Genomic DNA, 18,957 nt, shown 5'->3' with positions numbered 1-18,957 from the left:
TCTGGGTCCGAAGGGGCACATTGGACGTAAGTCTAGTCGCCGGACGGCTGGGCCGGGCTGACGCGGATCAGCGCGTTCCTTGAGGCTGGCAGTGTTTCCAGACCCATAAAAAAACCGCCCCGGGGGGGCGGCTTTTTCGCTTCGGTGCGGCGCTTTACAGGCCGTTCCTGGCCTTGAACTCACGGCGTCGGCGGTGCAGGACCGGCTCGGTGTAGCCGTTCGGCTGCCGGGTGCCTTCGAGGACCAGTTCAAGTGCGGCCTGGAAGGCCACGTTGCTGTCGAAGTCCGGTGCCATCGGGCGGTACAGCGGATCACTGGCGTTCTGCCGGTCGACCACGGGCGCCATGCGCTTGAGGCTTTCGACGACCTGATCCTGCGTCACGACGCCGTGGCGCAGCCAGTTGGCCATGTGCTGGCTGGAAATGCGCAGCGTGGCGCGGTCTTCCATCAGCGCGACGTCACTGATGTCCGGCACCTTCGAGCAGCCGACGCCCTGGTCGATCCAGCGGACCACGTAACCGAGGATACCCTGGGCGTTGTTATCCAGTTCGTTGCGCTTTTCTTCCTCGCTCCAGCCGGTATCGGCTGCCAGCGGAAGGGTGAGGATGTCGTCCACCGAGGCCTTCGTGCGTTTGGCCAGTTCGGCCTGGCGGGCGAACACGTCGACCTTATGGTAATGCAGCGCGTGCAGGGTCGCAGCGGTCGGCGAGGGGACCCAGGCGGTGTTGGCGCCTGCCATCGGGTGGCCGATCTTCTGCTCGAGCATGTCCGCCATCAGGTCGGGCATTGCCCACATGCCCTTGCCGATCTGCGCGCGCCCTTGCAGGCCACACGCCAGCCCGACGTCGACGTTGTTGTTTTCGTACGCACCGATCCACTTCTCGCCTTTCATGGCGGCCTTGCGCACGACGGGGCCGGCTTCCATGGACGTGTGGATCTCATCGCCGGTGCGGTCGAGGAAGCCGGTGTTGATGAACACAACGCGCTCGCGCGCTTCCTTGATGCAGGCCTTGAGGTTGACCGTGGTGCGGCGCTCCTCATCCATGATGCCGACCTTGAGTGTGTTGCGTGGCAGGCCGAGGACATCTTCGACGCGGCCGAACAGTTCGGTGGCGAAGGCGACTTCTTCCGGGCCGTGCATCTTCGGCTTGACGATATACATCGAGCCGGTACGGGTGTTCTTGCGGGTGGTGTTGCCGTTCAGGTTGTGCATGGCCGCGAGGCTGGTGAACAGCGCGTCGAGGATGCCTTCGGGGACTTCGTTACCGTCCTTGTCGAGGATGGCGTCGTTGGTCATCAGGTGGCCGACGTTACGGATGAACAGCAGGGAGCGCCCATGCAAGGTCAGCTCGCCGCCGTCGACCTGGGTATAGACGCGGTCCGGGTTCATCGCACGCGTGATGCGCTTGCCGCCTTTTTCCAGCTCCTCCACCAGGTCGCCTTTCATCAGGCCCAGCCAGTTGCGATAGACGAGGGTCTTGTCATCGGCATCGACTGCGGCGATCGAGTCTTCGCAGTCCATGATGGTCGTCAGGGCCGACTCCATCAGGACGTCCTTCACGCCCGCGGCGTCGGTCTGGCCGATGGGGCTGGACGGGTCGATCTGGATTTCGAAGTGAATACCGTTGTGCTTGAACAGCACGGCGATCGGTGAGCCGGCTTCGCCCTGAAAGCCCAGCAGTTGTGCCGGGTTCTTCAGGCCGGTGGTGCCGCCGTTGTTCAGTGAGACAACCAGTTTGCCGCCATCGATGCGGTAGCCGGTGGAGTCGGCATGCGAGCTATTTTCCAGTGGTGCGGCTTCATCGAGGAAGGCGCGGGCGTAGGCGATGACCTTGGCGCCGCGGACTTCGTTATAGCCTGGGCCCTTCTGCGCGCCGCCCTCTTCGCTGATCGCATCGGTGCCATACAGGGCGTCGTACAGCGAGCCCCAGCGGGCATTCGCCGCGTTGAGCGCGAAGCGGGCATTCATGATCGGCACCACCAACTGGGGGCCGGCCATGCGTGCGATTTCTTCGTCGACGTTCTGGGTCGTGGCCTGGAAGTCCTCGACTTCCGGCAACAGGTAGCCGATGTCCTGGAGAAAGGCTTTGTAGGCCACCGGATCATGGGCCTGGCCGGCGCGAGCCTGGTGCCAGGCATCGATCTGCGCCTGCAGGTCGTCACGTTTGGCCAGCAGCGCGCGGTTCTTCGGCGCCAGGTCATGGATGACGCTGGAAGCGCCGGCCCAGAAGGCATCGGCATCGACGCCGGTACCGGGAATCGCTTCGTTGTTCACGAAGTCGTACAGGACTTTGGCGACCTGCAGGCCACCGGCTTCAACGCGCTCAGTCATTACTCGCCTCACTTGGTTCTTCAATCCGACACGGACAATTCGGTTCTTGTAGTCCAGATCGCCGGATACTACATGAAGCCGTGGCGAAAATCAGTCCGCTGCGCTTGCCGCGGCCCGGCCCGGGCAGGACCAGCGGTCGGCGTGCCTATGCGGCCTGCCCATCGGGGCGGCGAAACCGGTACTGTGTTCTATACCTAGGGAGCCACGCTCCTCAGGCGATTCCCCTACACCCGATGCGTGCGGCTGGCGCATTTCCATAGATGGAGGAACCAAGATGGATCATCTCGTCCTTACGGTCATCGCCGAGGATCAGCCGGGGCTGGTCGAGCGCGTGGCCCAATGCATCGCCGAGCATGGCGGCAACTGGCTGGACAGCCGGATGTCACGGATGGCCGGCCAGTTCGCCGGCATCCTGCGGGTCGCGGTGCCGGCAGAGGCTCATGCCGGGCTGACCGACGCGCTGCAGCAACTCGAGCGCCAGGGCATCCGCGTGGTGTTGGCCCGAAGTGGCGAGGCGCCGGAGCGCAGCTGGCAGATGATCCAACTGCAGTTGGTGGGTAACGACCGTTCAGGCATCGTGCGCGACATTACCCACTTGCTGGCGGGGCACGGCATCAACGTGGAGAGCCTGAACACCGATGTGCTGCCTGCGCCGATGACCAACGAATTGCTGTTCCATGCCGACGCGCGCCTGGCGGTGCCGGCGGAGTTGTCGCTGGACGAACTCCAGCAGCACCTGGAAACCCTCGCCGATGAGCTGATGGTGGAGCTGAAGCTGCAATCGACCGATTGAATGCAGACTTCAGTTGCCGGCTGTCTTGCGCATCAGGCGCCAGGCGTCGTAGCTGTACACCGCCAGGCCCGCCCAGATGCACATGAAGGCGAGCTGGCGGTCGGCCGGGAAGGGCTCGTTGAACACCCAGACCGCCAGTATCAGCAGCAGGGTCGGCGTGATGTACTGTAGAAACCCCAGCGTCGAATACGGCAGGTGGCGTGCGGCGGCGTTGAAGCACAGCAGCGGCAGCAGGGTCACCGGTCCGGCTGCCACCAGCCAGAGCGCCTCCGGTTGCGTCCAGAATGACCACTCGGTGCTCGGTCCGCTACCGAAGAAGAACAGCCAGCCAAGGGCGATCGGTAGCAACAGCCAGGTTTCCACTACCAGGCCTGGCAGCGCCGCCACCGGGGCCTGCTTGCGCAGTAGGCCGTAGCTGCCGAAGCTCAGCGCCAGGATGATCGAAACCCACGGGAAGTCGCCGAGTGTGATCAATTGCAACAGCACGCCGACAGCGGCCATCGCCACGGCCAGCCATTGCAGCGGACGCAACCGTTCGCGCAGCACGATCAGCCCGAGCAGCACGTTGACCAGCGGATTGATGTAATAGCCCAGGCTCGCCTCGAGCATATGGTTATGGTTCACCGCCCAGACGTAGATCAGCCAGTTGGTGGCAATCAGCACGCTGGAAATCAACAGGACGCCGATCCGTCGCGGATGGGCGAGCAACTCCTGCCACCAGCCAGGGTGGCGCCACAGCATGAGCACCAGCGTGCCGAAGAGCGCCGACCAGATGGCCCGCTGGGTAACGATTTCCAGCGCCGAGTACTGTTCGATGGCCTTGAAATAGAGCGGGAACATGCCCCAGATGCAGAAGGTCGTCAGACCCAGGAGATAACCTTTACGCAGATCGGCAGTGGCCATGGAGATTCCGAAACGCAGCAGCGCAGAACCGTTCATTTTGCGCCTGTGCGGGGGTGTTTGTCTGCCGCCGCGGCCGTTCTGGCCGTCCTGTTACGTTCGCAAACAGGCGGGGTTGAACGCAGCCGGCGGCAACCCGTCTCACGAGAATGAACCCGGGCCGCCCCGCGGTCCGACTACCACGTGAGGTATCCGATGAAATTGCAGAACAAGGTTGCCCTGGTGACGGGCAGTTCCCAGGGCATTGGTCGCGGCATTGCCGTACGGCTGGCCGAGGAGGGTGCCGATCTGGTGATCAATGGCCGTGACGATGACGATGAGTCGCGCCAGACGCTCGAACAGGTACGGGCCCTGGGGCGCCGTGCCTGCTTTATCGCCGCCGACGTCGGTGTGGTCGCCCAATGCCAGCGGCTGGTGGCGCAGGCGGTGGAGCAGATGGGGCGTCTGGATATCCTGGTCAACAATGCCGGTGTGCAGAAGCACAGTCCGTTCCTCGAAGCGGATGAAGCGGATTATGACCTGGTCCTGAACGTCAATCTGCGCGGGCCGTTCTTTCTTGCCCAGGCGTTTGCCCGCCATTTGCGTGACGCCGGTCGGGCTGGGCGAATTATCAACAACAGTTCGGTTCACGAAGAGTTGCCGTTTCCCAACTTCACCGGTTATTGCGCCAGCAAGGGCGGATTGAAGATGCTCATGCGCAACCTGGCGATTGAACTGGCGCCGCTGGGGATCACGGTCAACAACGTGGCGCCGGGCGCGATCGAGACGCCGATCAACCGGGCCTTGATGAATCAGCCTGAAAAACTGGCCGGCCTGCTGGAGAACATCCCAGCCGGCCGCCTGGGTCAGCCCCGCGACGTCGCGGGTGCCGTGGCGTTTCTCGCCTCGGATGAGGCCGACTACATCACCGGGACTACACTGGTGATAGATGGCGGACTGCTATGGAACTACAGCGAGCAATGACCGATACCAGACAGAGCCCTTTCGATTACGACACCCGAGCGGTCTCTACCGCCGACACACTGACCCCAGCGGACCGCTATCAGGAACTGTTCGTGGCGGTGCAGACACAGCGGGTATTCCCCGACAGCAAGACCTTCGTCGACTGCGCGCCGCGGCAGCACCCGGAACGGATTCTCGAAGCGTACCGGGCCCAGTGCGGCGAGCCGGATTTCAACCTGAAAGCCTTCGTGATGGAGCATTTCGAGCTGTACCGGATGGAGCCGACGGAGTTCGTTGCCAACCCCGACGATAGCCTGGCCGAGCATATCGATCGGCTCTGGCCCGTGCTGACACGCCACCCCCGTCAGCATCCGGAGTTTTCCTCGCTGTTGCCACTGCCCCACGACTATGTGGTACCGGGCGGGCGCTTCACCGAGTTGTACTACTGGGATTCGTACTTCACGATGCTCGGCCTGGACGAGAGCGGCCATTGCGAGTTGCTGCGTTCGATGGCTGACAACTTCGCCTACCTGATCGACACTTATGGCCACGTGCCCAATGGCAACCGTTCGTACTACCTGAGCCGTTCGCAACCGCCAGTGTTCGCGCTGATGACCGATCTGTTCGAGGAAACCGGCGTGCATCGTGCCAGCGATTACCTGCCGCAATTGCGCAAGGAACATGCGTTCTGGACCGCAGGTGGGGAGCTGTTGCGCCCCGGGGAAGCCCATCGCCGCTGCGTCTGCCTGGCCGACGGCAGCGTGCTCAACCGCTACTGGGACGAGCGCGACACGCCGCGCGAGGAATCCTACCTCGAGGATGTGGAGACGGCGCGCGCCTCGGGGCGCCCGGCTCACGAGGTGTATCGCGACCTGCGCGCCGGTGCCGAGTCCGGGTGGGATTTCAGCTCACGCTGGCTGGGCGAACCCGAGCGGCTGTCGAGCATTCGTACCACGCACATCGTCCCGGTGGATCTGAACAGCTTTCTTTACAAGCTGGAGCGGCAGATTGCCCGGCTCAGCGACGTGAAGGGCTGGAAGGCCTGCGCCGAAGAGTTTCGCCAGCGCGCCGACGCGCGCCTGGCGGCGATCGATCGCTACCTGTGGAACGAGCGCGTCGGCGCTTATTTCGATTACGACTGGGTCTTGCAATCGCCGCGTGACAACCTCACCGCGGCGACCGTTACGCCGTTGTTCCTGCATCTCGCCAGCGCGGAGCAGGCGGGGCGGGTCGCCGAGATCGTCCGTGAGCGATTGCTGGCGCCGGGTGGGCTGTCGACCACCGAAATCAGCGGAAGCGGCGAGCAGTGGGACCGCCCCAACGGATGGGCGCCGTTGCAGTGGATGGGCATCCGCGGGCTCCAGCACTACGGCCACGATGCGCTGGCGTTGCAGATCGAGGAGCGTTGGCTGAGCATCGTCTCGGTGCTGTTCGAGCAAGAAAGCAAACTGGTGGAAAAATATGTGCTGCGACCCTCTGCCGAGCACGCCGGTGGCGGCGAATACCCCTTGCAGGACGGCTTCGGCTGGACCAACGGCGTGACCCGCAAGCTGATGCAGGAGGACCCGACACACCAGGCCCACCGCTGCCGCGCGGGTCAATGCCGGCCCGAATGGGCGCAGCGATGACGCGCCCGGTCATGCACGAGCCACACCCGCGCCCGTGCGGGGTCGCGCCTTATGGCGCGCGACGATAGGGGCCGGCGAGCGCGCCGGAAAGATCGAGCGTGCCCTTCTCGATGAAGCGCTGGGTGCCGAACAGTCCGCCGGCCAGCTTGCCGCGCAGCACGTAGGGCACTTCCTCCATGGCGATATGCTCGGCCAGGCCGAGCGCCTGGCGCGCGGCCGAGAACGCGGAGATCGTCACCGGCACGCTCAGCACGGTCTCACCGAAGCGCGGCACGCTGCCCCGTGCATTGCTGACGCCGCTGGCCAGGCGCCGACCGTTGACCTCCAGATCGAGCGCCACGCCGTTATAGTCGAGCGCATTGTCGTTGGGGTTCTGTATCCGCAGCTTGACCGCCATGCGCAGCTCCAGCCCTTCGCCGGGCAGGGGCTCGATGCCGGCGACCTGGACGTTCAGCGGGTCGCGCTGGCCGAAGCCCGCGCAACCGGCCAGGCTCAGTACGAGCAGGAGGATCGACAGCAAGGATGCAACGGGGACCACTGGACGGCTGCGCATAGGCGTTACTCGGGTTTTCGGGTGAGGCTGCCCAGGCCCTGCAAAAGCTCCATGGGCAGCGGGAATACGATGGTGGAGTTCTTGTCGCCTGCGATGTTGCTCAGCGTCTGCATGTAGCGCAGTTGCATCGCCCCGGACTGACGACCGAGCATCTCGGCAGCCTGCATCAGTTTCTCGGATGCCTGCAACTCGCCTTCAGCATGAATGACCTTGGCGCGCCGCTCGCGTTCCGCTTCGGCCTGGCGGGCGATGGCGCGGATCATCGATTCGTCGAGGTCGACGTGCTTGATCTCGACGTTGGCCACCTTGATTCCCCACGCGTCGGTCTGGGCATCGAGCACCTGCTGGATGTCGTTGTTGAGCTGCTCGCGTTCGGCCAGCATGTCGTCCAGGTCATGCTTGCCCAGCACCGCGCGCAGGGTCGTCTGCGCCAGCTGGCTGGTAGCCGAATGGTAGTCCTCGACCTGGATGATGGCTTTCTCGGCGTCCAGCACCCGGTAATAGACCACGGCGTTGACCTTGACCGAGACGTTATCGCGGGAGATCACGTCCTGGGTCGGCACGTCCAGCACCAGGGTGCGCAAGTCGACCCGCACCATCTGCTGGATGCCGGGGATGATCAGAATCAGGCCCGGCCCCTTGACCTTCCAGAAACGTCCCAACTGGAATACCACGCCGCGTTCGTATTCGCGCAGGATGCGAAAGGCCGATAGCAGTAGCGCGATCAGCAGTACCAGCACCGCGATGAAACTCATTTCAAAACCCATGGTTCACCTCTTCTCGGTTGGCGGCGCGTCGGCCGCTGTGACGTCCAGTTGCAACCCGCGCCTTGCCACGACGCGGACCTGTTGACCGGGGTGCAAGGGCGTCGGGCTGACCACATGCCAGTGCTCACCCTGCAATTGCACCCAGCCGCAGGCGGGCGCGTTCGCTTCGATCCGGATCACCGACGCGAGGCTGCCGATCAGCTCGGCATCGCCACTGACCAAGCGTTGTCGGCGCGCCTTGAGCGCCATACTGACAATGGCGAACACCAACAACGCACTGATCACCGCCAGCGTGCCGATCAGCGACAGGGGAATGCCGTATCCCGGCACATCGGTGTCGAACAGGATCACCGCACCGGTGACGAAGGCGACCACGCCGCCCAGGCCGAGCACGCCGAAACTGGGCATGAACGCCTCCGCGATCATGAAGGCAAGACCCAGCACGATCAGCGCCACACCGGCATAGTTCACCGGTAACAGCTGCAGCGAGTACAAGGCCAGCAGCAGGCAGATGCCGCCGACCACGCCGCCGCCGCCAGTCCCCGGATTGGAAAACTCGAATATCAGGCCGTAGACGCCGATCATCATCAGTATCAGCGCCACGCTGGGGTTGGTGATCACCGCCAGCAGGCGCACTCGCCAGTCCGGGTCGTAGCGATCGAGCGTGGCGTCCAGCGTCTGCAGGCTTCGTTCGCCGGTGCGGGTCGCGATGCGCTTGCCGTCCAGCTGGGCCAGCAGGTCCTGGAGGTCGGTCGCGACGTAATCGATCACCTTCAGCTCCAGTGCCTCGCTGGCGGACAGGCTGACCGCCTCGCGCACCGCGCGTTCGGCCCATTCGGCGTTGCGTTCGCGTAACTGCGCCAGCCCCCTGATATAAGCGGCGGCGTCGTTGACCTGTTTGCGGGTCATGGCATCGTTGCCGTCCCCATCGTCGGCCGGTTGCCGCTCCGGCGCTTGCTCGGGGGGCGTGCCCGGCGCGCCGCCGATCTGCACAGGCGTAGCGGCGCCGAGGTTGGTGCCCGGACTCATCGCCGCGATGTGGCTGGCGTACAGCATGTAGGTCCCGGCGCTGGCGGCGCGCGCGCCGCTGGGCGTGACGTGGGTAGCGATCGGTACGGGACTGGCGAGTATTTCCTTGATGATCGCGCGCATCGAGCTGTCCAGCCCGCCGGGCGTGTCGAGCTGCAGCACCAGCAGTTGGGCGTCGGTGTGCGCGGCGCGCTGTATGCCACCGATCAGGTAGTCGGCACTCGCCGGGCCGATCACACCCTCGACGCGCAGCACCGTTACCGGAGCGGCTGCCAGGGCCGAGCCAGCGAATCCCAGCCACGACAGCAGCAAGATCAACAGCCAGGGCCGTCGTTCACAGGGGCGGTGGCGCATGGACTGGCCCTCCGGGGTGGCGAATGGCGCGACGGCGAATCGCGACAGTACCCAAGAGGATAGTTCAGGTGGCCTGGGCGTCTTGCCGTATGGACGGTCTTCTGCCGACCGGGCCGATACGGCCTGAACTCTGATGCGCTATCGGCCCTCACAATTCAAAGGGGCCGTTCCCCATCCATTTCCTCGCCGCCCAGCCATGAGGAGCGTCCATGCGCATACATCATCTCAACTGCGGGTGCATGTGCCCGGTAGGAGGCAGATTGTTCGACGGCTTCAGCGGTGGGCTGACCGCGAGCCTGGTGTGTCACTGCCTGTTGGTGGAGACCGAGCAGCACGGCTTGGTCCTGGTCGATACCGGCTTTGGCAGCTGCGATGTGCTGGAACCGCGCAAGCGCCTCAGCCCCTTCTTCATCGCCTTCAATAACATCAGGCTCGAACGCCGCTTCACGGCGCTGGAGCAGGTTCGTCAACTCGGCTTCGACCCGCAGGACGTCCGGCATATCCTGCTGACACATCTGGATTTCGATCATGCCGGCGGGCTGGAGGACTTTCCGCAGGCACAGGTGCACGTCCTGCAGCGGGAGATGGACGCGGCGCGCTCGACCCATAGCTTCATCGGGCACCAGCGCTATCGGCACCGGCAGTGGGACGGGGTGCGCAACTGGCAATTCTACGAGCCGGGCGGCGATACCTGGTTTGGCTTCCAGGCCGTCAAGGCGCTACGCGGGCTGCCACCCGAAATTCTGCTGATCCCGCTGACGGGGCATACGCACGGCCATGCCGGCGTCGCCCTGCAGGGCGGCGACGGCTGGCTGCTGCATGCGGGGGACGCGTATTTCTACCGTGACGAAGTGGGTCAGACCGAACGCCACTGTACGCCGGGGTTGCGCTTCTATCAGCGCATGATGGAGGTGGACCGTCCGGCGCGCCTGGCCAACCAGCATCGGCTCTGGACCCTGTCGCTGGAGCACAAGGGCGAGGTGACGCTGTTCTGCAGTCACGATGCCAAGGAACTCGAGCGCATGCAGGCGGGGACGGGATGATGCCAGCGCAGGACGAGCGCGTCGGTGGGGCGGTGCGCGCCATGATGGGGTATGTCCGCTGGGTCGGACTGGTGGCCTGCTCGGTGGCTGGCGTGGGTTACCTGCTGGTTGGCCACTTCAATATGGCTGGCCTGATGCTGGCGTTGGCGGCGTTGTCCTGGGTCAACATCCGTCGCAAGCGCGGCGGGCAACCCGAACGCCGCCGATGAACCGCAGGCCGAACCGCCGCGAGGCGGCGGCACGGTGACCTAACTGGTGTTCGACCTTCCGCGAATGGAGCATGACCTTCGACTGTGCAATAGTCCGCGGGCCGAGCGACGCAATCGCCTGGCGATACGTACCGCTTACGAGGCGAACGCGTATCGGCGCATTGAAGCTGGCCCGACCAGGTTGCCAGTCGTGCCTCCTCCCTATGGCGCCCAAGGCGCCCCCCAGCGGCTCAAACGGCCGCTGCCGGTTCGTGCAACCGCTGCCTATCGGTGGCGGTCGCCGTTCCTTTCAGCACCAGCGGCGCGCCTGCGGCGAACCACAGCGAGGGAACCCGCATGGCCCGATCGGGTCGATTCACAGTAAGCTTTGGCAGTACCCGACCCGAGAGGACCCGAGATGGACCTGATCCGCATCATCATCGCGATATTCCTGCCTCCGCTGGGGGTGTTCCTACAAGTCGGTTTTGGCGGAGCCTTCTGGCTCAACATCCTGCTGACGCTGCTGGGCTACATTCCGGGCATCATCCACGCGGTCTGGATCATCGCTCGACGCTGAAGGTGGCACGCAAACGAAAGCCCGGCCATTCGGCCGGGCTTTTTGTGCTTGCAAGCGAGGCGGTGTAAAGTCCTCGGTCGACTTTGCAGGCGTGAGCTCATCTCACGCGAATTACCTTGAACCTGACGGGATTGGAGCGTTCGCCTTCTGACGACGCAGCTCCCGCGCTGCCGTGGGTAACTGTCTTTACGCAGCACCTGGGAAGGAACCAGATGGGCAACTCATTCATCGACCAGAATCATTTCAGGCGCATCCTCAACCGCAATGTAGCGGTGCCGCTCGGCTTCGGTTTTCTCAGCGCGTTCTTCTTCAGCGTCATCGTCTACTACCTGCTGAACGTCAATCATTGGGTGGAGCGTTCGGTACTCGGCGTCTCCTACGCGCATGAGATGCTCAAGCAGATCGGCGAACTGGAGGCCTCGATGCGCGGCTATCTGATTGCCGGTGACGAGATATTCCTGGAGCCTTACCGGAGTGAGTTGCCGTTCTTCGCAGAACAGCTCCAGCAGATCAAGCAGTATGCAAGCGACAACCCGGTGCAGTTCGATCGTGTCAAGCGTGTCGAAGATTTGCATGGTCAGTGGGTCGGGTTCGCCGAGGAAGCGATTGCCCGCCGTGCGCAGAACGATTCGGTGGTGCCGTACGTGCGCAGCCAGCGCGGCCTGGAGCTCAAGACAGAGCAGCGGCGGTTGCTCAACGACTTCATTGCATTCGAGCGACAGGTTCGAGCCGAACGCACGGACACGGCCGAGACGATCACCACCGCACTGATCGGCGGCTTTCTGCTGTTCAGCCTTATTTTCAGCGGCTTGCTGGTTTATTTCGGGCGTCGTGATCTGCTCAGCCTGTCGGACAACTATGCGCAATCGCTCGAGCAGCAGCAGGCACATGCCGCGGCGCTGGAAAAGCAAGCCTGGTATCGCACCGGCCAGACCCAGCTCAGCGAGTCGATTCTTGGCGAGCAGGCCCTGCCGACGCTGGGACAGAACATTCTCGGTTTCCTCTCACGCTACCTTGACGTTGCGGTGGGCGCGCTCTACGTCACCCACGAAAACAAGCTGCAGCGCATTGCAGACTTCGGCTGGGACAAAGACAAACTGCAGGACAGCCGCACGCTGGCGTTCGGCGAGGGGCTGGTTGGTCAGGCAGCCATGGACCTTCGTATGGTGGGGCTCGACAGCCTGCCGCCCGGTTACCTGAAAGTCAGCTCGGCGCTGGGCAGCACGGACGCCAGTTCGGTACTGATCGCCCCGGTGGAAGACAACGGCATGCTCAACGCCGTGCTGGAAATCGGCTTTCTGCGACCCTTGCGCGAAGAGGACGGCGAGTTGCTGCGACGCATCAGCGGCAGTATCGGCTCGGCCATCGAAGCGGCGCGTTACCGTCAACGGCTGCAGCGTGCGCTGTCCGAAACCCAGCAGCTCAACGAGGAACTGCAGGTCCAGCAGGAAGAGCTGCGTGCCGCCAATGAGGAGCTTGAAGAGCAATCGAGTGCACTGCGCGAATCGCAGGCGCACATGGAAGAGCAGCAGGCCGAACTGGAGCAGACCAACGAACAGCTTGCCGCGCAGGCACTCGAGCTTGCCAGCCAGCGCGACGAGATGGACCTGAAGAATCGCCGCCTGCACGAAGTCCAGCTGATGCTCGAGGAGCGTGCTGAGGAGTTGCAGCGTGCCAGCCGCTACAAATCTGAATTCCTTGCCAACATGTCCCACGAGCTGCGCACGCCGCTCAACAGCTCGCTCATTCTGGCCAAGCTGCTGGCAGACAACCCCGAGGGTAATCTGCGTGACGACCAGGTGCAGTTCGCCCGCTCCATCTACTCGGCGGGCAACGATCTGCTCAACCTGATCAACGATATCCTCGACATCGCCAAGGTCGAGGCCGGCAAGCTCGATGTGCGGCCCGAGCTGGTGATCCTGACCCGTATGGCCGACGGGCTGAAAAGCCTGTTTCTTGCCCAGGCGCTGGACAAGACACTGCAATTCGACGTCGAACTGGGCGATGGTTTGCCGGCAAGCCTGTACACCGATCGCCAGCGCCTCGAGCAGATTCTCAAGAATCTCTTGTCGAATGCGTTCAAATTCACCGAAAAGGGATCGGTCGTCCTGCGCGTGGCGCGCCACGACGATCATCGGATCGCCTTCGCCGTGCATGACTCAGGCATCGGCATCGCCAAGGACCAGCAGGCTGTGATCTTTGAGGCGTTCCGCCAGGCGGACGGCACCACCAATCGTCGTTACGGCGGCACCGGTCTGGGCCTGTCGATCTCACGCGAGCTGGCTCAGCTTCTGGGCGGTACCATCGAGGTGCACAGCGAGCCGGGCGCTGGCAGCGTATTCACCCTGATCGTGCCGGAAAACTACAGCGAACCCGTTGCCGAGCAGCGGCCGGCTCCGTCTCGACAGGAGCCGGTGGCGGCCGTGGACAATCTCCAGCCCGCAGCCACGCAGGCCATGCCGGTACGCGTCGATGAACCCTCGGTGCCGGCATTGGCGGACGATCGAGGCTCTGCACGGTTCGGCGAACGCTCGGTACTGGTCATCGAAGACGATCCCCAGTTCGCCTGCATCCTGCGCGACCTCGCCCATGAGCTGAAGTACAACTGCCTGATCGCGCAAAACGCCGACACCGGTTTCGACACCGCTGTGGAGTACCGCCCCGATGCCATTCTGCTGGACATGCGTCTGCCCGATCATTCCGGCCTGACGGTGCTCGAGCGTCTCAAGGAAGACCCGATTACCCGGCATATCCCGGTGCATATCGTGTCGGTCGAGGATCGCAAGGAGGCCGCCCTGCAGATGGGCGCGATCGGCTACGCACTCAAGCCGACCAGCCGGGACGATCTCAAGCAGGTGTTCAGCCGTCTGGACGCCAAGCTGGCGCAGAAGGTCAAGCGCATCCTGCTGGTCGAGGACGATGCCCGGCAGCGCGAGAGCGTGTCGCGCCTGATCGAAGACATCGATATCGAAATCACTGCGGTCGAGTTCGGTAAGCAGGCCCTCGAGCTGCTGCGCTCGACTGTTTTCGATTGCATGATCATCGACCTCAAGCTGCCCGATATGGACGGTCACCAGTTGCTCGAACGCATGGCACGGGAGGAAATCTGCTCGTTCCCGCCGGTCATCGTATATACCGGGCGCAACCTGACGCGCGACGAGGAAGCCGCGCTGATGAAGTACTCGCGTTCGATCATCATCAAGGGCGCGCGCTCGCCGGAACGGCTGCTCGACGAAGTCACGCTGTTCCTGCACAAGGTGGAATCGGACATGCCGCCGGAGCGGCAGAAGATGCTCAAGAGCGTACGCAGCCGCGAAAAGGCGTTCGAGGGCCGCAAGATCCTGGTGGTCGACGATGACGTGCGCAATGTGTTCGCATTGACCAGCGCGCTGGAACAGAAAGGCGCGCTGATCGAGATCGCCCGCAACGGCCACGAAGCCATCGCCCAGCTTCAGACGATCGGCGACATCGATCTGGTCCTGATGGACATCATGATGCCGGAGATGGACGGGTTCACTGCGATGCAGGAGATTCGCAAGGACCCGCGTATGGCCAAGTTGCCCATGATCGCGGTCACCGCCAAGGCAATGAAGGACGACCAGGACCGTTGCCTGCAGGCCGGCGCCAACGATTACCTGGCCAAGCCCATCGATCTCGATCGCCTGTTCTCGTTGATCCGAGTCTGGCTGCCGAAAGTGGAGCTGCTGTGACATGCCCGAACGCACCCAGGCCATCGAGCTGAAGCTGCTCATCGAAGCGATCTACCTGCGCTATAGCTACGATTTTCGCGACTATTCCGGGGCCTCGCTCAAGCGTCGGATACTGCTGGCCTTGAAGCAGATGCAGTGCGAGAGCATCTCCGAACTGCAGCGTCGGATTCTCTACGATCCGCAGGCGTTCATGGAGCTGCTGCAGTTCCTCACCATTCCGGTGAGCGAGATGTTTCGCGATCCGAGTTATTTCCTGGCGCTGCGTGAGCAGGTGGTTCCGGTGCTGCGTACCTATCCGTCGCTCAAGGTCTGGATCGCCGGTTGCAGCACGGGAGAGGAGGTTTATTCGATGGCCATCCTGCTCAAGGAAGAGGGCCTGCTCGATCGCACCATCCTCTATGCAACCGACATCAATCCGCGTTCGCTGGAGCAGGCCCGCCGGGGCATATTCGATATCGGCGACATGCGCCAGTACACCGAGAACTACCAGCGCGCCGGTGGCAAGCAGAGCCTGAGCAATTACTACACGGCCGCCTATGACTCGGCGATCATGGATAAGTCATTGAAAGAGAAGGTCACGTTTGCCGATCATAGCTTGGCGACGGACAGCGTATTCGCTGAGACCCAGTTGATTTCCTGCCGCAACGTCCTGATCTATTTCAACAAGCCCTTGCAGGATCGGGCCTTTGGCCTGTTTCACGACTCCCTCTGCCACCGCGGATTTCTCGGCCTCGGCAGCAAGGAAACCGTGGAGTTCTCCGGCTACGCTGGACGCTACGAAGCGTTAGACAAGCAGGAACGGATCTTCCGCAAGCTATGAAATACGCGGCCACCGACATTCAAGCCAAACCTCTTGCCCGGCAGGTCGATGCCGTGGTGATTGGCGCATCGGCGGGCGGTCTGGCTGCGCTGAGCGTGGTGGTGGAAGGGTTGCCTCGCACCCTGCGCCAGCCGTTGCTGATGGTCCAGCACATACCCGCGAGCGGGCCGACGCAGCTGGCCGAGATTTTCCAGCGCAAGACGGACCTGAGGGTCAAGGAGGCGGACGACAAGGAGACGGTGCGTGGCGGGACCCTGTACTTCGCCGCGCCGGGATATCACTTGCTGGTGGAGGCGGACCTGACCCTGTCGCTCAGCCAGGACGATGCCGTTCATTTTTCGCGGCCTTCGATCGACGTGTTGTTCGAGTCGGCCGCTGACGCCTGGGGCGAGCGGGTCGCCGGTATCCTGATGACCGGAGCCAATGAAGATGGCGCAGCCGGGCTGGACGCCATCAGGCGCGCCGGTGGCGTCACCATCGTCCAGGACCCGGCACAAGCCGAGGTTCCAACCATGCCGCTTGCTGCACTCCAGCGCTTTGCGCCGGATTACATTTTGCCCTTGCGCGATATTCATCGTCTGTTGCGCGAACTGGAGTGACCGATGCCCGACTACACCGATGAAGCGAACCTGCTGATCGTCGATGACCTGCCGGAAAACCTGCTGGCGCTGGACGCCATTCTCAGGAGCCCGGGCGTTCGCGTGCATCAGGCCGAATCGGCGGAGCAAGCGCTCGAGTTGCTGTTGCAACATGAGTTCGCGCTGGCCATTCTCGACGTGCAGATGCCCGGCATGGACGGTTTTCAGCTGGCCGAACTGATGCGCGGCACCGAACGCACCAAGCAGATTCCCATCGTCTTCGTCAGCGCCGCCGGGCGCGAGCTGAACTACGCCTTCAAGGGATACGAGAGCGGCGCCGTCGACTTCATGCAGAAGCCGCTGGACACCCATGCCGTGCGCAGCAAAGTGAGCGTATTCGTCGACCTGTACCGCAACCGCAAGCGGCTGGCTCGTCAGCTCGAAGCCCTGGAGCGAAGCCGCCGTGAGCAGGAGGTGCTGCTCGATGAACTGCGCAGCATCAAAGGCGAGCTGGAGGACGCGGTGCGCATGCGCGACGACTTCATGTCGATCGTCTCCCATGAGCTGAAAACACCGCTCAACACGCTGATTCTCGAAGTGCAGTTGCGCAAGCTGCAACTCGGGCGAAACAACTTCGCAGCCTTTAGCGAAGACAAGTTGCGGCAGATGGTCGACAAGGATGAGCGGCAGATCCAGAGCCTGATCCGCCTGATCGACGACATGCTCGATGTTTCAAGGATTCGCACCGGCAAGTTGTCGATCCGTCCCAGCCGGGTCGATCTGGGCAAGCTGACCGCCAGCGTGGTGGAGAACTTCGCGCCACAGATGGAGGCCAGTGGCTGCACGCTGCTGTTCCAGCGCCCGGAGCCCATCGTGGGCGTCTGGGACGAGTTCCGTATCGAACAGGTCCTGGCGAACCTGTTGACCAACGCCATGCGCTACGGCGCCGGCAAGCCGGTGCAGGTGAACGTCAATGCCAGCCCGACCACGGCCTGTATCGAGGTAAGCGACCAGGGCATCGGCATCAACAAGAAGAGCCTGCAAAGGATCTTCTGCCAGTTCGAGCGAGCCGAAGGCAGTGAAAACAGCGCCGGGCTGGGGCTGGGACTGTTCATCGCCGAGCAGATCGTCAAGGCGCACAACGGTCGCATCCAGGTCGAAAGCGAAGAGGGCAAGGGTGCGCTGTTCCGTGTGCTGCTGCCATTGGCCGGCGAATCCTGAGGCCGAGATCGTTCGCGGCCCTGTCGGGTTGCTCCGCGAACGGGGGCCTGCGAGGTTCAGGATGAGCAGCTGATTTCCAGGTGCTTGCCCCATTCCGGTGGCCGCTCGGCGTAGCGTTCCATGCCCGGTTGATCGTCGAAGGGGTGGCTCAACACGGCATGCAGTTCACGCACCGGGCCGTAATCGCCTGCTTCGGCCGCTTCGATGGCCTGCTGGGCGAGGTAATTGCGCAGGATGTACTTCGGGTTGACCGCATGCATGCGTGCTCGCCGAGCGTCCTGGTCGTCGCCTTCGCGCTGGGTGCGCTGGCCGTAGGTCGCGGCCCATTCGTCGAATCCCTTGATGTCGATGAAGTCCTCGCGTAGCCGAGCCAGGGCCTGCTCCGGCGCCTGCTCGCCGAGTTCACGGAAGAAGTTCGTATAGTCGATGGCGCTGCCCTGCATCAGTTGCAGCAGACGCTGCACCAGTGCCTGGTCGTCATCCTCGGCGCTGGCCAAGCCCAGGCGCCGGCGCATCAGGTCGAGCCAGGCGGCTTCATAGATCGGCAGGAACAGGTTCATCGTCTCGCGCAGCTGCTCGATGGCAATCAGAGGCGTCAGCGCCTGGGCCAGCGCAGCCAGGTTCCAGTGCGCGATGGGCACCTGGTTCTCGTAGCTGTAGCGTCCGGCGTCATCGGAATGGTTGCAGATGAAGCGCGCGTCGAAGTCGTCGAGGAACGCGTATGGGCCGAAATCGAAGGTGATGCCCAGGATCGACATGTTGTCGGTATTCATCACGCCATGACAGAAGCCATACGCCTGCCAGTAAGCGATCAGCTCGGCGGTGCGCTCCAGCACTTCGCGGAAGAACGAATGGTAAGGCTCGGGATGCTCGAGGCACTCGGCAAAGTGAGACTCGACGACGTGGTCGAGCAGCTGCTTCAGCTCATCGTGTTGTCGGGTGTAGTAGAAAAACTCGAAATGGCCGAAGCGCACGTGACTGGGCGCCAGGCGCAGCAGCATCGCGCCGCGTTCCTGGCGCTCGCGATAGACCGGTGTATCGGAGCCGGTCACGCAGAGCGCGCGCGAGCTGGGAATGCCGAGTGCGTGCAGATGCTCGCTGGCCAGAAACTCACGAATCGATGAACGCAGCACGGCGCGGCCGTCGCCCATCCGCGAGTAGGGCGTCTTGCCGGCGCCCTTGAGGTGCAGGTCCCAGTGCTCGCCCGCCTCGTTGACCACTTCGCCCAGCAACAGCCCGCGTCCGTCGCCCAGGCGCGGGTTATAACCGCCGAACTGATGGCCGGAATAGACCATCGCGCGTGGCTCGGCAGTGCTCCATAGCTTGTGGCCGGAGAACAGCTCGGCGAACAGCGGATCGTCCTTCACCGCCGGGTCGAGATCGAGCAGCGCCATGGCTGCTTCGCTGGCAACCACCAGGCGCGGCGCGTGCAGCGGTTGCGGCATCACCTCGGTGGAGAACACATCGCCAAGACGGGCGAAGCGATTGTCGAAATTCAGCTCGGTGAGTGTCTTCACGGTGT

The 18,957-nt window shown here is 63.4% G+C and carries 16 protein-coding genes; 10 read left to right on the top strand and 6 right to left on the bottom strand.

What is annotated here, in order from left to right; translation table 11 throughout:
- Positions 1-154: 154 nt before the first annotated feature.
- On the bottom strand, positions 155-2,332 hold the full coding sequence (locus GQA94_RS01160; RefSeq protein WP_158186337.1) for a malate synthase G: 2,178 nt from the start codon (positions 2,330-2,332) through the stop codon (positions 155-157).
- 274 nt (positions 2,333-2,606) lie between these two features.
- Here GQA94_RS01160 and GQA94_RS01155 point away from each other — a divergent pair, with 274 nt between their 5' ends.
- Positions 2,607-3,125 carry a glycine cleavage system protein R gene (locus GQA94_RS01155; RefSeq protein ID WP_158186336.1) on the top strand — a complete coding sequence of 173 codons (519 nt, stop codon included), beginning with the start codon at positions 2,607-2,609 and terminating at the stop codon, positions 3,123-3,125.
- 9 nt (positions 3,126-3,134) lie between these two features.
- On the opposite strand, the gene rarD is transcribed toward GQA94_RS01155, so the two are convergent.
- On the bottom strand, positions 3,135-4,028 hold the full coding sequence (gene rarD, locus GQA94_RS01150) for an EamA family transporter RarD (RefSeq protein ID WP_158186335.1): 894 nt from the start codon (positions 4,026-4,028) through the stop codon (positions 3,135-3,137).
- Positions 4,029-4,220: 192 nt separating this feature from the next.
- Between rarD and GQA94_RS01145 the strand changes: the two genes are divergently transcribed.
- Positions 4,221-4,988, top strand: a complete 768-nt coding sequence (locus tag GQA94_RS01145) for an SDR family NAD(P)-dependent oxidoreductase (protein ID WP_158186334.1) — start codon at positions 4,221-4,223, stop codon at positions 4,986-4,988.
- The gene (treF, locus tag GQA94_RS01140) at positions 4,985-6,595 is read left to right on the top strand and encodes an alpha,alpha-trehalase TreF (protein WP_158186333.1); all 1,611 of its coding nucleotides are present in this window, start codon (positions 4,985-4,987) and stop codon (positions 6,593-6,595) included. The genes GQA94_RS01145 and treF overlap by 4 nt, the downstream gene beginning before the upstream one ends.
- Before the next feature lie 49 nt (positions 6,596-6,644).
- On the opposite strand, the gene GQA94_RS01135 is transcribed toward treF, so the two are convergent.
- The 3 genes from GQA94_RS01135 to GQA94_RS01125 are packed head-to-tail and all read right to left on the bottom strand — an operon-like array spanning position 6,645 to position 9,298.
- On the bottom strand, positions 6,645-7,148 hold the full coding sequence (locus tag GQA94_RS01135) for an LEA type 2 family protein (protein WP_158186332.1): 504 nt from the start codon (positions 7,146-7,148) through the stop codon (positions 6,645-6,647).
- A 5-nt stretch (positions 7,149-7,153) separates the two neighbouring features.
- Positions 7,154-7,915: a slipin family protein gene (locus tag GQA94_RS01130; protein ID WP_158186331.1), complete on the bottom strand. Its 762-nt coding sequence runs from the start codon at positions 7,913-7,915 to the stop codon at positions 7,154-7,156.
- Between the two features lie 3 nt (positions 7,916-7,918).
- Complete coding sequence (locus GQA94_RS01125; RefSeq protein ID WP_158186330.1) at positions 7,919-9,298, bottom strand: NfeD family protein; 1,380 nt, start codon at positions 9,296-9,298, stop codon at positions 7,919-7,921.
- Between the two features lie 209 nt (positions 9,299-9,507).
- On the opposite strand from GQA94_RS01125, the gene GQA94_RS01120 reads away from it, so the two are divergent.
- The 7 genes from GQA94_RS01120 to GQA94_RS01090 all read left to right on the top strand — a co-directional run bounded on the left by GQA94_RS01120 (position 9,508) and on the right by GQA94_RS01090 (position 17,435).
- Positions 9,508-10,341 carry an MBL fold metallo-hydrolase gene (locus GQA94_RS01120; RefSeq protein WP_158186329.1) on the top strand — a complete coding sequence of 278 codons (834 nt, stop codon included), beginning with the start codon at positions 9,508-9,510 and terminating at the stop codon, positions 10,339-10,341.
- On the top strand, positions 10,338-10,550 hold the full coding sequence (locus GQA94_RS01115) for a hypothetical protein (protein WP_199270178.1): 213 nt from the start codon (positions 10,338-10,340) through the stop codon (positions 10,548-10,550). Before GQA94_RS01120 ends, GQA94_RS01115 begins: the two co-directional genes overlap by 4 nt.
- Before the next feature lie 397 nt (positions 10,551-10,947).
- Positions 10,948-11,106: a YqaE/Pmp3 family membrane protein gene (locus GQA94_RS01110; protein ID WP_158186328.1), complete on the top strand. Its 159-nt coding sequence runs from the start codon at positions 10,948-10,950 to the stop codon at positions 11,104-11,106.
- A 212-nt stretch (positions 11,107-11,318) separates the two neighbouring features.
- The gene (locus GQA94_RS01105; protein ID WP_158186327.1) at positions 11,319-14,816 is read left to right on the top strand and encodes a response regulator; all 3,498 of its coding nucleotides are present in this window, start codon (positions 11,319-11,321) and stop codon (positions 14,814-14,816) included.
- A 1-nt stretch (position 14,817) separates the two neighbouring features.
- Positions 14,818-15,636 carry a CheR family methyltransferase gene (locus GQA94_RS01100; protein WP_158186326.1) on the top strand — a complete coding sequence of 273 codons (819 nt, stop codon included), beginning with the start codon at positions 14,818-14,820 and terminating at the stop codon, positions 15,634-15,636.
- Positions 15,633-16,235: a chemotaxis protein CheB gene (locus tag GQA94_RS01095; RefSeq protein WP_158186325.1), complete on the top strand. Its 603-nt coding sequence runs from the start codon at positions 15,633-15,635 to the stop codon at positions 16,233-16,235. Before GQA94_RS01100 ends, GQA94_RS01095 begins: the two co-directional genes overlap by 4 nt.
- A gap of 3 nt (positions 16,236-16,238) precedes the next feature.
- Positions 16,239-17,435 (top strand): hybrid sensor histidine kinase/response regulator, encoded by a 1,197-nt coding sequence (locus GQA94_RS01090; protein WP_158186324.1) that lies wholly within the window; start codon positions 16,239-16,241, stop codon positions 17,433-17,435.
- 56 nt (positions 17,436-17,491) lie between these two features.
- Here GQA94_RS01090 and selO read toward each other — a convergent pair whose 3' ends face one another.
- A complete protein-coding gene (gene selO, locus GQA94_RS01085) occupies positions 17,492-18,952 on the bottom strand; it encodes a protein adenylyltransferase SelO (RefSeq protein ID WP_158186323.1) in 1,461 nt (486 codons plus the stop codon).
- Positions 18,953-18,957: the final 5 nt, after the last annotated feature.

It is taken from the genome of Stutzerimonas stutzeri (assembly GCF_009789555.1).
GTDB lineage: Bacteria > Pseudomonadota > Gammaproteobacteria > Pseudomonadales > Pseudomonadaceae > Stutzerimonas > Stutzerimonas stutzeri_R.
This window is presented reverse-complemented; position numbering and strand designations above follow the sequence as displayed.

Excerpts from the sequence above, each read along its gene's own strand:
- GQA94_RS01115 (WP_199270178.1), top strand. The coding sequence starts at position 10,338 with ATGATGCCAGCGCAGGACGAGCGCGTCGGTGGGGCGGTGCGCGCCATG.
- GQA94_RS01110 (WP_158186328.1), top strand. The coding sequence starts at position 10,948 with ATGGACCTGATCCGCATCATCATCGCGATATTCCTGCCTCCGCTGGGG.
- GQA94_RS01100 (WP_158186326.1), top strand. The coding sequence starts at position 14,818 with ATGCCCGAACGCACCCAGGCCATCGAGCTGAAGCTGCTCATCGAAGCG.
- GQA94_RS01130 (WP_158186331.1), bottom strand. The coding sequence starts at position 7,915 with ATGGGTTTTGAAATGAGTTTCATCGCGGTGCTGGTACTGCTGATCGCG.
- GQA94_RS01090 (WP_158186324.1), top strand. The coding sequence starts at position 16,239 with ATGCCCGACTACACCGATGAAGCGAACCTGCTGATCGTCGATGACCTG.
- GQA94_RS01105 (WP_158186327.1), top strand. The coding sequence starts at position 11,319 with ATGGGCAACTCATTCATCGACCAGAATCATTTCAGGCGCATCCTCAAC.
- GQA94_RS01095 (WP_158186325.1), top strand. The coding sequence starts at position 15,633 with ATGAAATACGCGGCCACCGACATTCAAGCCAAACCTCTTGCCCGGCAG.
- GQA94_RS01160 (WP_158186337.1), bottom strand. The coding sequence starts at position 2,332 with ATGACTGAGCGCGTTGAAGCCGGTGGCCTGCAGGTCGCCAAAGTCCTG.
- GQA94_RS01155 (WP_158186336.1), top strand. The coding sequence starts at position 2,607 with ATGGATCATCTCGTCCTTACGGTCATCGCCGAGGATCAGCCGGGGCTG.
- GQA94_RS01135 (WP_158186332.1), bottom strand. The coding sequence starts at position 7,148 with ATGCGCAGCCGTCCAGTGGTCCCCGTTGCATCCTTGCTGTCGATCCTC.
- GQA94_RS01145 (WP_158186334.1), top strand. The coding sequence starts at position 4,221 with ATGAAATTGCAGAACAAGGTTGCCCTGGTGACGGGCAGTTCCCAGGGC.
- treF (WP_158186333.1), top strand. The coding sequence starts at position 4,985 with ATGACCGATACCAGACAGAGCCCTTTCGATTACGACACCCGAGCGGTC.
- GQA94_RS01120 (WP_158186329.1), top strand. The coding sequence starts at position 9,508 with ATGCGCATACATCATCTCAACTGCGGGTGCATGTGCCCGGTAGGAGGC.
- rarD (WP_158186335.1), bottom strand. The coding sequence starts at position 4,028 with ATGGCCACTGCCGATCTGCGTAAAGGTTATCTCCTGGGTCTGACGACC.
- GQA94_RS01125 (WP_158186330.1), bottom strand. The coding sequence starts at position 9,298 with ATGCGCCACCGCCCCTGTGAACGACGGCCCTGGCTGTTGATCTTGCTG.